At 64.1% G+C, this 15326-nt stretch carries 12 protein-coding genes; 6 read left to right on the top strand and 6 right to left on the bottom strand.

What is annotated here, in order from left to right:
- Window positions 1-46: 46 nt before the first annotated feature.
- From M1247_RS27345 to M1247_RS27335, 3 genes are read right to left on the bottom strand one after another with little or no spacing between them, the layout of a single operon-like run.
- Window positions 47-850 carry a citryl-CoA lyase gene (locus M1247_RS27345; protein ID WP_317159534.1) on the bottom strand — a complete coding sequence of 268 codons (804 nt, stop codon included), beginning with the start codon at window positions 848-850 and terminating at the stop codon, window positions 47-49.
- A gap of 7 nt (window positions 851-857) precedes the next feature.
- Window positions 858-2435 (bottom strand): AMP-binding protein, encoded by a 1578-nt coding sequence (locus tag M1247_RS27340; protein ID WP_317159533.1) that lies wholly within the window; start codon window positions 2433-2435, stop codon window positions 858-860.
- A complete protein-coding gene (locus M1247_RS27335) occupies window positions 2432-2893 on the bottom strand; it encodes a nuclear transport factor 2 family protein (RefSeq protein ID WP_317159532.1) in 462 nt (153 codons plus the stop codon). Before M1247_RS27335 ends, M1247_RS27340 begins: the two co-directional genes overlap by 4 nt.
- A gap of 497 nt (window positions 2894-3390) precedes the next feature.
- Between M1247_RS27335 and M1247_RS27330 the strand changes: the two genes are divergently transcribed.
- The 6 genes from M1247_RS27330 to M1247_RS27305 all read left to right on the top strand — a co-directional run bounded on the left by M1247_RS27330 (window position 3391) and on the right by M1247_RS27305 (window position 9651).
- Window positions 3391-4896: an aldehyde dehydrogenase family protein gene (locus M1247_RS27330; RefSeq protein WP_317159531.1), complete on the top strand. Its 1506-nt coding sequence runs from the start codon at window positions 3391-3393 to the stop codon at window positions 4894-4896.
- Window positions 4897-4908: 12 nt separating this feature from the next.
- Entirely contained in the window at window positions 4909-6048 is a 1140-nt protein-coding gene (locus M1247_RS27325; RefSeq protein WP_317159530.1) for an NAD(P)-dependent alcohol dehydrogenase, read from the top strand.
- 33 nt (window positions 6049-6081) lie between these two features.
- Window positions 6082-6729, top strand: a complete 648-nt coding sequence (locus tag M1247_RS27320) for a malonic semialdehyde reductase (RefSeq protein WP_317159529.1) — start codon at window positions 6082-6084, stop codon at window positions 6727-6729.
- A 206-nt stretch (window positions 6730-6935) separates the two neighbouring features.
- A complete protein-coding gene (locus M1247_RS27315; protein WP_317159528.1) occupies window positions 6936-7820 on the top strand; it encodes a dioxygenase family protein in 885 nt (294 codons plus the stop codon).
- 92 nt (window positions 7821-7912) lie between these two features.
- Window positions 7913-8665, top strand: a complete 753-nt coding sequence (locus tag M1247_RS27310) for a GntR family transcriptional regulator (protein ID WP_317159527.1) — start codon at window positions 7913-7915, stop codon at window positions 8663-8665.
- Window positions 8662-9651: an amidohydrolase family protein gene (locus M1247_RS27305; RefSeq protein ID WP_317159526.1), complete on the top strand. Its 990-nt coding sequence runs from the start codon at window positions 8662-8664 to the stop codon at window positions 9649-9651. The genes M1247_RS27310 and M1247_RS27305 overlap by 4 nt, the downstream gene beginning before the upstream one ends.
- 22 nt (window positions 9652-9673) lie before the next feature.
- Here the strand turns inward: M1247_RS27305 and M1247_RS27300 are convergent, their stop codons facing one another.
- The 3 genes from M1247_RS27300 to M1247_RS27290 are packed head-to-tail and all read right to left on the bottom strand — an operon-like array spanning window position 9674 to window position 15232.
- Window positions 9674-13036, bottom strand: coding sequence for an ATP-binding protein (locus M1247_RS27300; protein WP_317159525.1), 3363 nt, complete (start codon window positions 13034-13036; stop codon window positions 9674-9676).
- A complete protein-coding gene (locus M1247_RS27295; RefSeq protein ID WP_317159524.1) occupies window positions 13026-13769 on the bottom strand; it encodes a DUF4194 domain-containing protein in 744 nt (247 codons plus the stop codon). Before M1247_RS27295 ends, M1247_RS27300 begins: the two co-directional genes overlap by 11 nt.
- Window positions 13766-15232 carry a DUF3375 domain-containing protein gene (locus M1247_RS27290; RefSeq protein ID WP_317159523.1) on the bottom strand — a complete coding sequence of 489 codons (1467 nt, stop codon included), beginning with the start codon at window positions 15230-15232 and terminating at the stop codon, window positions 13766-13768. The genes M1247_RS27295 and M1247_RS27290 overlap by 4 nt, the downstream gene beginning before the upstream one ends.
- Window positions 15233-15326 lie beyond the last annotated feature (94 nt).

Genomic DNA, 15326 nt, shown 5'->3' with positions numbered 1-15326 from the left:
GACCTTGCGGCCAGCTGGCACTGGGGGAGAAACCGCAACATTGCCACTATTTGTGGCTTACGTACAGCACCCGTTCCTCCGCCAGGTGCCACAGCGCCGTGCCGATCGGGTCGCGCGCTTCTTCGGCCAAGTGTCCGACGATTCCTGCCACTCTGGATGCCGCGGCCACCCCCCGCAGTGACGTCGTGGGGATGCCAAGATCCGTCAGGATCGCACCACATGCACCTCCGGCATTGAGCGGCAACGGAACTCCGGAACTCGACTGGGCGTATTTCTCTATCTGGAGGGCCAGCCGAAAGTGCACTCCCAACAGGTCGTGTTCTCGGGCAATGCGGTGCAGTGCCTTCGTTCGTGGATCGCCAGTCTTGTGCACCGGATGGCCGAAACCTGGCAGCCTCCAGCCATGTTGCCGGTGCTGTTCGGCCGTTGTTCGGGCGACGGCATCGAGTTGGGAGTCGTTGGCATCGGGCGGGGGGTTCAGACCCACCAAGAAGCGACCGGAATCCTCGAACACGCCCAGAAAGACTGACCCTGCGCCCAGAACTCCTGCCGCGACGGCGCCTTGGACCGCCTCGGGTGCTCCGGTATAGGTCAGACGCGCCGCGAGGACGCTGGGTGTCATCCCGTGGTCGGCCAACGCGACAAGCACCGCGTTGAACAGGGCGGCTTCGGCGTCGGACGGCAATCGCCCGACGAGAAGGAGAAAGAACATCGCGCCGAAGTCGACTTTTCCCATGAGATCGTCTGCCAGGTCGTATCCCTGCACGTTGATGTGGTCCTTGGTGGAGGATCCCATCGACGAGACGAAAGTCTTGGCGGCGGAGGTCGAGTCACTCGATTCAGGTGTCATGGTCGTCCTATCTTGGGTCGCTACGCGCCGCGAGATCCGCCTCGGCCGCGGACCTGCCGCGTGGAAGTCGCGCCTTTGCAATCTTCTGGGTATCGGTCAACGGAAACTCCGCCACGATTTCGATGTAGCGAGGCCGCTTGTAGGGGGGCAACTTCGTCGCTGACCATTGCGCGATTTCCGCCGGCGACGCGGTGTCGCCAGGTTTCAATTGAACGAATGCCTTCACGTCTTCTTCCGAGAGCGACGAGGGAACACCGATTACGGCCACGGCGCTGACCGCGGGGTGAGTCCCGATTGCATTCTCGACTTCGGCTGGGGACAGATTCTCGCCCTTGTGTCTGATGACCTCCTTGGCCCGCCCACTGAAGAAGAAGTGCCCGTCGGGACGGCGTACAGCGAGGTCGCCGGTGCGTAGCCAACCGCCGCGCCGGATCTCCGCAGATTCAGTCGTCTTCCCGAAATAACCGGGCGTGATGGCCGGATTGCGGAGCTCGAGTTCCCCGATCGTGCCGTCGGCGACCTCGTGTCCGTCTGCGTCGACCACGCGGACCTCGTTGACTACGCCCAGAGTGGGGTGTTGTCGGGGAATCCCCATTGATCCATACACCGTGGGCTCATCTACCGGAACGATGAGTCCGTACGGGGTTTCCGACAGCGCGTAGCCGACGACCAGGCGAAACCCGAACCGATCCTCGATCTCGCGATGGCGTCCGGGCGAAGGCGCGGGTGCCGAGTAACACAGGCGCACCCGAGCCATCCGTTCAGACGGCGACGGCGGTTGTGCCATAAGCGCTTCGAGCATCGCACCGATCGCGTTGAACACCGTTGCGCCGTATTTGGCTGCGTCCGACCAGAAGCGTGATGCCGAAAACCGGGGAAGTAGGACCAGCCTTGCACCGCAGCCCCATGACCCCAGGACGGAGTAGGCCTGTGCATTGAGATGCGACAGCGGCAGCGTCGTGAGGAGGACATCGTCGTCGTCGAGTCCGAGCCAGTGGGCGAAACCCTCACCAGCCATGGTGTACATGCGGTTGGTTTCGATCACGAACTTCGGCCGACCGGTGCTTCCCGAGCTCTGGATGAAACTCACCGGGGCATCGGGTCCGACCGCCGGCGTGCTCAGGCCGATCAACGCATCGTCACCCGTGGCATCTGCCTCATCGATGGACATCACCCGTACCGGGCGCGTTCCCGTGGGTGCGTCCGCGATGTGAGCGACGTCCAGTCCCTTCTCGACGAGGATCAACGCCGGCTCGACTTCATCGATCACTGCCGGAAGTTCGGACGCAACCGCCTTCGGGTTGACCGACACCGTGATCGCCCCACAAAGGATGAGGCCCAACCACGCCCGTACGAAGTCCAATCCGTTGCCCGCGACCAGGACTACACGATCACCCGTGCGGATTCCGTGGGCGATCAGACCGGAGGCAATGCGCGAGCCGTCCCGGAATGCATCGCCTCGGCTGATCTCACCGTTCGGGGTGATGCACCAGGGGCGATCGGGCCATCGGGCGACGGCCCGGGACAGATAGCTCGCCAAAAGCGGGTCATATCCGCGGGTGGCGTCCGCGTCGACGGAGGTCATATCGGTGCCGCTTCCTCGAGAAGCCCGATCTGCCGCAGCCATTCAGTCTTGTCGAAGTAGGTGCGGACTCCGGTCACTGCCGTGGAAGTCATCTCGAGAACCACGACACCCGGCACGGAGAGCACTCGAGTCCGCTCGGTCGATGATGAGCGATGGTGACCTTCGAAGAAGATGTCCGCCACGACACGTTGGCCCGACGGTCCCTGTGCCGCCACGGGCCCGGCGACGATGCGCAGTCGCAGGTCCGGATAGTCGGCCATGGTGCGCTGGAAATGCGCTACTGCCGCACGACGGCCTTGCACAGGCCGCGCGGAGAACAACGACCGGACGACAACGTCAGGATGCAGCAGGCTGCCCAACCTGACGGCGTCGACGGCGTCATGAGCCTGGAACCAGTGATTGGCAAGTTCGACGGCGTTTCGAGCCTCGTTGTCGGCCGGTTCGCGTTGGTTCACCACGACCGGCTCCCCCACCCGGTACCACATGCCTTGTCGCAGTGATCCTTTCGCTCAGGCGCACCGGGGTCGTTGCCGGCGCCGGGACGACTGGAAGTCCTCCAGTGTGGCAACGTCTCGCGAACGTGGGGCGGTGGCATCACATGGCTCCTTACGCCGGACAGCTCTCTACTGAAGTCAGGCAGCAAACCTTGAACACGCGCGAATTGCGCTTGTGGTGGGCTATCAAAAATACGATTTGCCGCTGTTTCGAACGTTATACATGGCCGGTGGATCGTGTCAATCGCTCTTCAATGGCGCCGTATTGCACGAAATGCCCATGAATAGGCCTCTTGGAGGCTGCGATGGAGGGAAGGGGGGCCGGAAGTGTCTTGACATGCAGACCGGCAGTTCGTATACGATCTGTCACAGGCCGGATCGTGGTCTCGTTGGGACTGGCCGGCCACTGGCAAATTGAAGACGAAGCCATACATTTTCACCGCGGCGTTAGGGAGAGAGCCATGAGCGTGTTGCACAAGGTCGAAACTGGCGACGACGGACGACGATCCGAGAGCCCGGTCGAATACCGTTGGTACGCAGGCGGAACGTGGCGCCACGCTGACGAGGGAGTGTTCGACGACGTCGATCCCTGGAGCGGCGAGGTCTATGCGCGGGCGGCACGCTGCGGCCGCCAGGAAACGGCGACTGCCGTCCGGGCCGCCGCTGATGCGTTCCCGGCATGGTCACAGACGCCCCCGCGGGAGAAGGCGCGACTGTTTCGCGCTGCGGCAGCGGTCGTGGCCCGGCGCCGGGACGATCTGGCTGTGACGCTTGCTCGCGAGACAGGCACGACCAAGGTCAATGCCGACTTCCAGATCACGCTGACGATCGAGCTCATCGAGCAGGCTGCGGGCTGGGTGTACCTGCCCGCAGGTGAAGTCCTGCGATCAGACTTCGCTGACACGTCGCAGACCGTGGTGCGACGTCCACTCGGCGTCGTTGCGAGTTTCACGCCGTGGAACGGCGCGACGATCCTGTCGTGGCGGGCGGCGCTGTCTCCCATCGCCGCAGGCAACACCGTCGTCGTGAAACCATCAGAGCTGGCGCCGGTCTCAGCCGGATTGCAACTCGCCGAGATCATGGAGGAGGCGGGGTTTCCTGCAGGCGTCGTCAACGTCGTGACCCACGGGCCGGGTGAGGCCGGGTCCATCGCCGACGAGTTCTTCGACAATCCCCTTGTGCGGTGCATCAACTTCATCGGGAGCGTTCCCACCGGCAGAATGCTGGCCGAGCGGGCTGGCGCGACGCTGAAGCGATCCGTAATGGAACTTGGCGGGTACAACCCGTTGATCATCCTCGACGACGTCGATCTCGACTACGCGGTGCGGGTGGCCGCATTCAGCGCCTTCTTCCATCAAGGCCAGATCTGCCTCAACGCGCGAAAGATCCTCGTACACCGAGGTATCTACGACGAGTTCGTCGAAAGGCTGGTCGCCAAGGCGGAATCGCTGACTTCCGGAGACCCGTTGAACGCAGACACATTCATCGGACCGCTCATCACGCCCGCGGCGGTCGAGCTGGTGCATGAGAGGGTCGGCGACGCCGTAGCCAAAGGGGCCCGGGTGTTGACGGGCGGCAGCTTCGACGGCCCGGTGTACGCGCCCACCGTCCTGGTCGACGTGCCCGACGATGCCGTCGTCTCATCAGAGGAGACGTTCGGCCCCGTGGTCGTCGTGCATCCGGTCGACACCGCCGACGAAGCCATCGAACTCGCCAACCGTCCTCTCTACGGTCTCACGTCAGCAATCCTCTCCGGCGACACACACCGCGCCACCAAACTCGCCGAACGCCTCAGAACCGGCGTCGTGCGGGTGAATCTGCCCACCATCGACGATGAGATCCAGGCACCCATCGGAGGCGTGCGCGACAGCGGATGGGGCCGTTCTGGCCCATATTCCCTGCTGGACTTCACCGACCTGGTGGCTATCGCGGTCCAAAGTGGTCAACGTGATCTGCCGATCTCCTGAGGGGTGCGTGCAATGAGCCAGCCACGCATCTCCGCTGCGCACACGGATTCCCGTCGGATCACCGCCGCCCTCGTCAAAGGGACGGGGGAACCCTTCGTGATCACAGACCTCACACTGACCGGTCCGAGACCCGACGAAGTCCTGGTACGTGTGGATGCCGTAGGGGTCTGCCACGCCGATACTCAAGCTCAATCGGGGGCCCTCCCGGTCCCGGCGCCGATGGTTGCCGGGCACGAAGGCACGGGCATCGTCGAAGAGGTGGGCTCGGACGTCCGAAGTTTGAAGTGCGGAGACCGCGTCATCCTCACCTTTGACTCCTGCGGCGGCTGCGACCGGTGCCGGTCTGGCATCCCGACGCAATGCCGTGAGTTCGTGGGCCGCAACTTCACGGCCGGAACACGGACGGACGGCACCGCACGGCTGCGCTTCGACACCACCGCCGTGAATGGCAGCTTCTTCGGCCAATCATCCTTCGCAACATATGCATTGGCCACCGAACGGAATGCCGTCGCCGTCGCCACGCAGTTGCCGCCAGAGCTGCTCGCGCCGGTCGGTTGCGCCATCCAGACCGGCGTAGGCACCGTGCTCGACGTGCTCGCCCCACCAGCCGGTGCACCTGTCGTCGTTTTCGGTGCAGGCGCAGTAGGACTGTCCGCGGTCATGGCTGCCGTATCGACCGGCCACGAAGTGATCGCAGTGGACACCAGGCCCGATCGACTCGATCTCGCGCGCAAGCTCGGTGCAGCACACCTGGTCGATCCGGGACGTGCCGACGCCGTGAAAGCCATCGCATCGATCCTGCCGGGCGGTGCATCCCATGTCTTCGAAAGCAGCGGCGCATCAGCTGCTCTCGTCTCCGGTGTGGAGGTGCTCGCGCCGGGCGGCACGATCGCGGTGGTGGGCACCAGCGCGGCCGGTATCACCGTCGCGATCGACGTCGTCGACCTCGTCAACAAGAGCAAGCGAATCGTCGGCGTGGTCGAGGGTGCCTCCCGACCGCATGAATCAATCCCGCGACTGGTCAGGATGATCGAGGACGGGGATCTCCCCGTGCACGAGATCGTCACCACGTTTCCACTGAAAGACATCGCAGCGGCGATCGAGGCCGCGAAGAGCGGGCGAGTGGTGAAGCCCGTTCTGCTACCTCGCTGACAGAGCCCCTGACAAACGATCGGATACTCAACCATGCCTGCCTCAACAACCAGAGACCATGCCACGCAGCCATATTCCGACACCGCGCAACGCCTCCCGACGTTGGACGAGGCCGGTCGCAACCTCCTGTTCCGACGCGCACGAACACCCAACACATTCTTGGCCGAGCCCGTCGACGACGCACTGCTCAAAGAAGTTTGGGATCTTGCACAGTGGCCGCCGACCTCGGCCAACGGTAATCCCCTTCGCGTCGTCTTCGTCCGGACACCGGAAGCCAAGGCGCGATTGCTTCCGTGCGTGGACGAAGGCAACCGGCCCAAGGTTGCCGCAGCCCCGGTCACCGCGGTGTTGGCCACCGATACGGCCTTCTTCGAATCGATACCGAAGCTGCTTCCCTACAAGCCCGAGATGCGCGACAGTCTTGCTGGACGCACGGACCGCGACTACGTCGGCGAATTCAACGCGACACTGCAAATCGGCTACTTCATCATGGCGGTGCGCGCGGTCGGTTTGGCCGCAGGACCGATGGCAGGATTCGACCGCGCAGGTGTCGACGCGGAGTTCCTGACGGGTACCACGTGGCGCTCAATCTTGACCGTGAACATCGGCCATCCCGGCCCGGGAGCGTGGTTCGACCGTCTTCCGCGCCACGAACCCAGCGATGTCCTGAGTTTCGTCTAGTCGGCGAGGCGTCGGCTCGTCGGCGACCCTGCCAGTAGCTCAGTCGTATACGAACATGTGCAGGAAATGCTTCGTCGCGGTGTGTTGACCCGTATGTTCATTGAACTACTGAGATGTCCGTCACTATTCGTATACAATTTAGAAGATATCGCTTTGAACGGCCAACTTTTCCCAGCCCAGCGCCGGACTCGAGGAGACATACACACATGGACTTCACCGCAGAACAGTCAGCCGCCGTCGTCGCGGCGAGCTTCGACAATGCCCCTGACCCACGACTCAAGGAAGTCATGCAGAGTGCCGTGCGGCATCTGCACGACTTCGTTCGGGACGTGCGTCCGACGAACTCGGAGTGGGAACTGGCGATCGACTTCCTCACCCGTACCGGGCAGGCCTGTTCGGAGACCAGGCAGGAGTTCATTCTGCTCTCGGATGTCCTGGGCGTGTCGATGCTGGTCGAGACCATCAACGATGCGGGAGGCAGGCTGCCCGAAGGGGACGGATTGCCAGTGACCGCCACCACGGTTCTCGGACCCTTCCACATGACGACGAGCCCGACACGTCGCCTGGGTGAGAACATCGACGTCGTCGGCACCGGCACGCCCTGCGTCGTCAAGGGGCGGGTCACCGACACCAGCGGAACACCGATCCCCGGCGCGAGGCTCGACGTATGGCACGCCAACGAGGAGGGGTTCTATGACGTGGAACAGCCGGACAAGCAGCCCGCCGGAAATGGTCGCGGTATCTTCACCACCGACGAAGACGGTTCCTACTGGTTCCGGACCGTCACGCCACGCCACTACCCGATTCCGACCGACGGTCCGGCCGGTGGCCTCGTAGTACAAGCCGGCCGGGCGCCATACAGACCCGCGCATCTTCACTTCATCGCCGAAGCCGAAGGCTATGAGCCGGTCACCACGCACGTGTTCATGAGCAACAGCCCCTACATCGACTCTGATGTCGTGTTCGCCGTCAAGAGCAGCCTGATCCGCGAGTTCGTCGAAATCGACGACGAGCATCAGGCGGCTGGTTACGGTGTGCAAGCGCCGTTTCGCCTCGTCCAGTTCGACATCACGCTGACGAACGCCGAGTGAGGGAACAGAAAACACGATCAGTCAATAGGACTGCAGCGCAACGCGTTTACTTGCACCCCTTTTCGGCGTTCCCCCCGAACGAAGGATATTCAGTGTCACCCACGGCCGACGCACAGTCCGCGCCCCCGGCGCGCGATCTCGCCTACCAGATCGTCTACGACGGCATCGCCAACGGCCGTTACCTACCTGGCCACTGGATCAGGGAAGACGAAGTGACCGCAGAGGCAGGCGTGAGTCGGACCCCGCTGCGTGAGGCGCTGCAACGTCTTCAATCTGAAGGTCTCGTGCAGTTGGTCCGCCATCGGGGCGCCCTCGTCGTCGGTTGGACAAGTGACGATCTCGACGATTTGTACGACATCCGGGTCGCGCTCGAGACATACGGAGCTCGGCGGGCCGCACAACGACATGGTGGAGCACAGCTCGAGAATCTGCAGAAACTGTGCGCCTCGATGGACGAGATTCTCCCCGCAGCGCAGGAGCGGCAGCTGCAACAGCTGGGTCGCCTCTGCATCGACTTTCATCGGGGAATTCACGAGGCCGCAGACAACAGACAGCTGCTCTCCGTACTACCCATGGTGCTCGCCCCGCCTTTCGTCAGTGAGGCCTTTCACCACCACACCCGGCTGGATCTGGAGCAGTCGTTCGCCCACCACCGTGAGCTGGTCGAGGCCATCGAGGTTGGCGACGCGGACTGGGCGGAGGGAATCATGCGGGCACACCTGCGACACGGCAGACGATCCCTGCGTCGGATGGAACGCCATCTCCCATTGATCACGAGCCATGATGCCGAACCAGCAGGGACCGACGCCGGCGGCCACCTGGGGACGGAACCCGTGGACGAATGAACTCACAAACGGAGGAATCGACATTGGGACGAATAGACGTTCATCAGCACATCGTGCCGCCTGCGTGGCGCAGCGCAATGGAGACCATGACTGCTGCGGGCACCGCCTGGCCCCAACCTCCACGGTGGAGCCCGCCGGCCGCAGTTGCCTTCATGGACGACCATGAAATCGACACGGGCATTCTGTCGGTCACGGCGCCAGGCGTAGTCCTACCCGGGTTCACGGCACGTGACGCGCAAGCCCTGGCCGTCGCGGTCAACGACCAGACAGCGGAGGTGGTAAAGGACCGCCCCGACCGTTTCGGCTTCTTCGCCTCACTCCCGCTGCCCGACGTGGATGGCGCCATCGCCGAGGCTGCGCGAGCCTTCGACGAACTCTCGGCCGACGGAGTCGTGCTGCAATCGAACGTGCGGGGCCGCTATCTCGGCGATTCGTCGTTCGAACCGTTGTGGGCCGAGCTGAACGAGCGCAGTGCGGTGGTGCACGTCCACCCCAACCAGCCGCCGTTGCCTGCCTTGGCCGGCACGCCGTTTCCTTTGGCCGACTTCGTCTTCGACACGACGCGCAGTGCTCTCGACTTGGTGTTACGCGGGGTGCCCCGCCGCTATCCGCGGATGCGGATGATCTTGTCCCACGGCGGAGGGTTCCTGCCCTATGCCGCTCACCGATTCGCGGCTCTCGCCCCTGAGCAGGTCGACGCGAATCTGACCACTACCGATCTGCTCACCGATCTGCAATGGTTCTACCTGGACACGGCCCTGGCGGCGAGCCCGACGAGTTGGCCGGCGCTGCGGGCGTTTGCCGCCCCCGGGCATGTGCTCTACGGCAGTGACTGGCCCCTCGCCCCACCACATGTCAGCACCTACTTCGACACCCACCTCGAGGCTGTGTCGTCACCGGACGAGTTCAGTGACGTGTGCCGCGGTGCGGCGCAGCGGCTGTTTCCACGCCTCGAAGCGCGTTTAGAAACTCACCGGGTTGGCTAAGCCGTGAACCCATAACCAGTTCTCACGCCGGTGCAGCTCGCACCACGTCCGGGTCTGAATTACGCCGCAGTTCGGTGAATTCGGAGATCGAGGCGGCGGTGACCGACGCCACGGGCCGCGCATTGGCCACCGCGGCATCGGGTTTGGACACCATGACCACGCTGTCGATGTAGGGCTGGATGGTCGTGGTGTTCTGCACGGTCGCCACGATCACCAGCTGGAAACCGAACTTGCGGAACGCCGACAAGGCCTGCTGGGCGAACTGCGGGTCGGATTTCGAGAACGCCTCGTCCAGCATCAACTGTGCGAACACAGGCTTGGTGTCGTTGCTGCCGGGATTGGCCAGGTTGAAGCTCAGCGCCCCGGCCAGGCAGAAGGCCATGAGCTTCTCCTGCTCACCACCGGAATTGTCACCGGAGTTGCTGTAGGTGCGGATGACTTCCCCGGTCTCGGCATCGCGTTCCTCGCAATAGAGCACGAAGCGGTTACGCACGTCCAACGCGTCACGGGTCCACTGGCGGTCCTCAGGGGTGTTGCCGGCCAACAGTTTCCGCAGTTGAAGGATGTCGGTGTACTGCTCGAACATGGCCGTCTCGTCGCCGAAGCTCACCAGGGACACCCGCGCCGAGATCCGCTGGGCCTTCTCGTTGAGCTCGTCCACCGCGGTGAGGTGCCGGGTACCGGCATGCAGGGTCAGGCGGGTGCCACGGTTGAACTCGACGGCGCCGAGCCCGGTGTTGACCCGTGCGATCTGCTCGGTGATCCGCCGTGCCTCGTTGTCGGCGATCATGTGCAGGTTGAGGATCGCGCCGGGGGCCTGTTCGGTGATGAGCCGCTGCATGCGCTCGTAGGCATCGGGCAGCTCGCGTTCGTCGATGCGTCGGCACAGTGCGACATAGTCGTGCACGCGTTCGTCGAAATCGTCACTGTCGTTGGGGATCGCGTCGGGAAACGAGCTGTCGTAGGCGGCCATGATGCCGGCAAGTTCGTCGTGGGAACGGTTGCGGTCTCCGCGCAGGCGGTCACGTTCCCGGCCGATGACGCGGGTCAGCTCGGCGCGGTAGGGGTCCGCGTCGAGCAGTTCCATCGTCAGCGCAATGTCAGCCGCGTAACCGTCGAGGGTGTCGCGCGCATGCTGGGGTACCTCACCGGGGTTGAGCCGCTCGGTGAGCTCGAGCAACGCCGTGCGCCGCCGATCCAGATTCGACTCGCGCTCATTGAGCGACCCGATCTGCTGAATCGCCTTCTCCACCCGCTGCCAGCATTCGTCGGCACGTTGCTGGAGCCGCTCAGCATCCGGATTCTCGGTGACCAGGAGGTCATGCTCGGACTGCAGCCGCGACAGTTGCTCGTCGACGGAGTCGGTGTCGATGTCACTCCACTGCATGAACTGATCGCACAACGCCCGGCATGCCCGCTCCCGTGCCTGTAGCTGCGCACGGCGCTCGTCGAGTTTCTCCCGTGCGCTTCGCGCGGTCCCGTAGGTAGCCTCGGCGGAGTCCAGATCACCCTGCAGCGCTTCGATTTTGGTTGCCGCATCGCCCAGGAAGATGTAGTCCGACGGCCGTAGCTTGGATCTGTCATCCTTGACCGACAGCCGCCCGCTGTCCTTGCGCAGCCCCTGGTCGGTGACCGCCCGGGACTGCCGGGCGAACTCTTCGGGGCCGTCGACGCAGACGTAGTCACCGATACCGGCGATGACGTTGAGGGCCTCCACCGCGCTGTCATGGGTCGGGTCGGCGACGTGGACCTTGGTGGCAAGCGTTCCCGGCGCCGGTTCACGCAGCTGAGCTCCGTGCTGAACGTGCTGGAGTTGGATACGTCCCCGCATGTCGTTCTCATTGACGAATCGCAGCGCCGCTTCCTGGTGCGCATCCGGAATGAGCAGACGTAATCCGGCCCCGCGCAACACTTTCTCGACAGCGTTGCGCCACCGCGATTCCTCGGGTTTGAGTTCCATCAGCTCGGCGACATACACCAGGTCCCGTTCCGGGACACCGAGCGCTTTGGCGATCCGGGCCCGCATCTCATACTCGGTCCGGGGCAGTGGGGAGCCAAGCCGCTGCACGCGTTCCAGCTCGGAACGCACGCTGTCGCGCGCCTCGCGGGCCCGCACCTCCTTGGCCGACGCTTCGACGTAGGCCTGGTTTCCGGTGGTCAGCTCACGGTGCAGCCGGTCGGCCTCCTCCATGAGGGTTTCGCGCATCGACCAGAAGTCTTCGGCCCGCTCAGGTGGGCTGTAGTCCAGCGCCACCACCTTGTCCTCGTACGCACTGCGCCGCCGCGCCACCTCCTCGCTGATCTGCTCGGCTTCGCTCAGCCGCTGCTGCAGCGGCACCAGGTCCACCGCAACGGCATTGATCTGCGCCATCAGTGAGTTGTGTTCGTTCTTCAATTGCCGTTGTCGGGCACCGAAATCGTCGCGCTGCGCACCCAGTTGGGTGATCTGGTCATCGAGGTTGGCAATCTCCGGACCGGCCTGCTGCAACCGCATCTGATCGACGTAGTCACGGATCATCGTGTTGTCGACGGTGTCGACCACGCCGAACTTGGCCGCTTCCTCGGCGTAACGCACCTGAACGGCGTCGATGTTGCCCAACGTGTTGCGCTTGCGACGCGCGACGTCGAGCATGCCGCGGGCCTCGACCAGCGGATTGATCTGCTCGAGTGCTTCTTCGACGCCGGTGAGGCTGGCCGGCTCGTCGAGCATGAACTCGCGAACGAACTGCTCAAGCCCACCAACGCTTTTGAGTGACTTCGCCTTGCCGAGCAACTGCTGTGCGGCCTCCGATGCGCGGATGCCGATGCTCGAATAGAGCTGCGCGAGATACTGGGATTCGCTTCTGCCGCCCTGCCAGCCGTCATCGCGGAACACCGAGGCGTCATAACCGTTGGCCGCCCACCGGTTGCACAGATCGAAGATGTCGCGGTCGGCGTCGATCAGGTGATAGCGGCTTCCCGGGTCCGAGGTCTTCTCGGCGGCCAGCCATTTGAGCACCAGCCCGGTGACCGCATGCCCGGCTCCGTCGGTGTAGGTGACCGCGACCGCCGACCATGCGGGCCCGGTACCCCGCAGGTACATGATCTGCCGGCTGGTGCCCTCACGCCGCTCTCCCCAGGCGCCGCGCACGTACTTGTCGACGGTGCGCTTCCCCGTGCCCGCGCCCGCCGCGGTGGTATCACCGGAAGCGTTGAAGTTCCGTCGGTGCGAGGGCAGGAACGCCAGCGAAATCGCATCGAGCAGTGAGGATTTACCACTACCGGACGAACCGGTGATGAGCGTGCCGCTCGGGCTGAACGGAATGGAGTGATATCCGTCGAAGACGCCCCAGTTGATGACCTGAAGGCGTGACAGATAGAACTGCGTGGTCGGTTCAACGGCCATGGGTGTCCACTTTGTCCTCGAGCAGTTCGGCTTCGGAGTCTTCGCTGTCATCGTCACCGGCCCCGTTGGCGGCGCGTTTGAGTTGCTCGAACTGTTGCTGCAGTTCGGTGATCACCGAAGCGGTCATGATCGCGTTGATCACCGGACTGACCGTGAAGCTGTCCTCGTCTTCGCGATTGCGCACCAGCACTTCGATGTCGGTGAGCCGCTCGATCGCGTTGTCGATACGTCTGTTGAAGGACGCGATGTCGCGATCGGTGTCGTTGTGGACGTCGGCGAACAGTTCGTGAACGTCCTCGCGGCTGATCAGCACATGCTCATCGCGGGCCGCGGCCCTCATCAGCTTGGCCAGGTGCAGTGCGAGGATCGAATCGTAAGTGTTGAGGGTTTCCCGACGCAGCAGCTTACGGCGCCACTGTGATTCGTACTCAGCCTGTTCGACGTAGGCGATGTCGTGATCATCGGCGACGCACAGCCGTAGATCCAGCTCGGACAGCCTGACCGTGAGTTCGTGCCGGTACCGGGTGACCCACGACCACAGCTCGGCGTGAGTGTCCTTCCTGATGTAACGACGCGACAGCAGGTGCTGCAGCGCCCAGCACGCGCGGTCGGGCAGTTCGCTGATGTCGCCGTCGAAACGCGGCGCGGTCCGGTCTGCCCTGGATTGCTCGACGGCGTCGATGCTCGGCAGTGCGTCGAAGTCCACGGACACGTCGTGGGCGGTGTCACTCATAACAGACTTTCGCTTGCGGTGGGGATGGGCTCGGTGAAAAACAACCGTGGCACTTCAATTTCGCGGTCGGTCCCCTCCACGGACTGGAACCTGACCCGGACCGATTCGGCGCCGTCGGCGCACGGCTGCCGCAACGCCCAGGACCACAGCACGATGACATGACCGAGGTACGCGGCATCGAGGAGTCCGATGGCGTCGGGCAGAGACAACGGGGCAGCGGTCACGGCGCCGTTGACCAGCTCGGCCAACTCGGCGGCATCCACCTGCTGGGCCAGCGCCGCGAACGCCGACAGATTCACCTCACCGTCCGAGGACTCGGCCGGCGTCGGTGGGATGGAATCACGAATCTTGAACGCCACCGCGCCGATCGAGTTGAAATCCGCGCGTGCCAGCGGCACTTCCATGCCGACCCGGCTGTCGACCAGCGAGACGTTCAGCAGCTCGTGCGCACTGGCCAACGCGTCGTTGAGCTGACGGGTGACGCCGCGGCTCTGCTCCAGGGTGCCCGAGGCGACAAAGCGTTTGATCCGGCGGGCGCAACGTTGTCTGGTCCGGCCCACCTCGGCGGTCTGCGCGGACACCAGGTTGAAGAATCCGCTCATCACCTCGCGCAGGCCCGGATCGAGGGAGGGCAGCGCGCCTGTGACCATCTCGATGTCGGCCACCAGTCCGGCCCGCTGAGCAGGGTCCTGCACCATCCGGGTGAAGGCCGAATACGAGGCGCTTTCCCTTGAGGCGAACAATGACTCGTAATCGTCGAAGAGCTGCCGTTGCCGTTCCCGGTAGCCCAGATCGGTGTCCGCGGAGGCGTCGAGCAAGCGGGTGGTGATGCGGTTCAGCATGCTGCCGTACTGACCGATGTCGGAGATGATCTGTTCCATCTGCAACGCGATGGCCCTGGCATCGTCCTCGACGTCGACGAAGTCGGGTTCGGGCCTGCGGCCCTCCTCCAGTGCGTCCAGTTCGGCACGCAGCTTGTCGATCTCGTGTTCGAGGTCGGCACGGATCCGGTCGGGGTCGTTGCTCACCTGCCCGGCCACCCGCCGCAGCCCGGCGGCGATGCCGGTGATCGACCCACCGGTGGCGATGGTGTCCTCGCGACGCATCCGGCGGGCGAAATCCAGCACCGCGCGCGCCTCGTAGGTGAGGTAGCACACATTGCGTTCCCCGTCACCGACCGGCTCGGAGATTCGGTGCAGCCAGCCCTGGCTGGCCCAGTACTTGATCAGCTGCAGACCCGACTGCTCGCTTTCGGTGTCCATGGCTGCCAGATCACGCTCAAGCGCGACCACCAGCTCCGGTTCGGCCACCTTGACCCCCCGGTCCAGGTGGCGCTCCATCAGCGTCACGTAGGTGGCCAGGTTGTTCGTCACCAGCAACCGCAACGACCGCGAATCTGCCACCGCCTGGTTGAGCTCGTAGAGGTCTTCCAGCGACGGACGGCCTACCTCAGCGTGCTGCATGCGACCACAGCACCCGGCCGGCGCATACCGGCCGGCAGAGACACGTCTTCATCGGTCCTACTGTAGGCGGCGCCGGCGACAGGACATTTGCCAG

The organism is Mycobacterium appelbergii (assembly GCF_032883035.1).
Classification (GTDB): domain Bacteria; phylum Actinomycetota; class Actinomycetes; order Mycobacteriales; family Mycobacteriaceae; genus Mycobacterium; species Mycobacterium appelbergii.
This window is presented reverse-complemented; position numbering and strand designations above follow the sequence as displayed.

Excerpts from the sequence above, each read along its gene's own strand:
- M1247_RS27345 (WP_317159534.1), bottom strand. The coding sequence starts at position 850 with ATGACACCTGAATCGAGTGACTCGACCTCCGCCGCCAAGACTTTCGTC.
- M1247_RS27340 (WP_317159533.1), bottom strand. The coding sequence starts at position 2,435 with ATGACCTCCGTCGACGCGGACGCCACCCGCGGATATGACCCGCTTTTG.
- M1247_RS27330 (WP_317159531.1), top strand. The coding sequence starts at position 3,391 with ATGAGCGTGTTGCACAAGGTCGAAACTGGCGACGACGGACGACGATCC.
- M1247_RS27325 (WP_317159530.1), top strand. The coding sequence starts at position 4,909 with ATGAGCCAGCCACGCATCTCCGCTGCGCACACGGATTCCCGTCGGATC.
- M1247_RS27320 (WP_317159529.1), top strand. The coding sequence starts at position 6,082 with ATGCCTGCCTCAACAACCAGAGACCATGCCACGCAGCCATATTCCGAC.
- M1247_RS27315 (WP_317159528.1), top strand. The coding sequence starts at position 6,936 with ATGGACTTCACCGCAGAACAGTCAGCCGCCGTCGTCGCGGCGAGCTTC.
- M1247_RS27305 (WP_317159526.1), top strand. The coding sequence starts at position 8,662 with ATGAACTCACAAACGGAGGAATCGACATTGGGACGAATAGACGTTCAT.
- M1247_RS27300 (WP_317159525.1), bottom strand. The coding sequence starts at position 13,036 with ATGGCCGTTGAACCGACCACGCAGTTCTATCTGTCACGCCTTCAGGTC.
- M1247_RS27295 (WP_317159524.1), bottom strand. The coding sequence starts at position 13,769 with ATGAGTGACACCGCCCACGACGTGTCCGTGGACTTCGACGCACTGCCG.
- M1247_RS27290 (WP_317159523.1), bottom strand. The coding sequence starts at position 15,232 with ATGCAGCACGCTGAGGTAGGCCGTCCGTCGCTGGAAGACCTCTACGAG.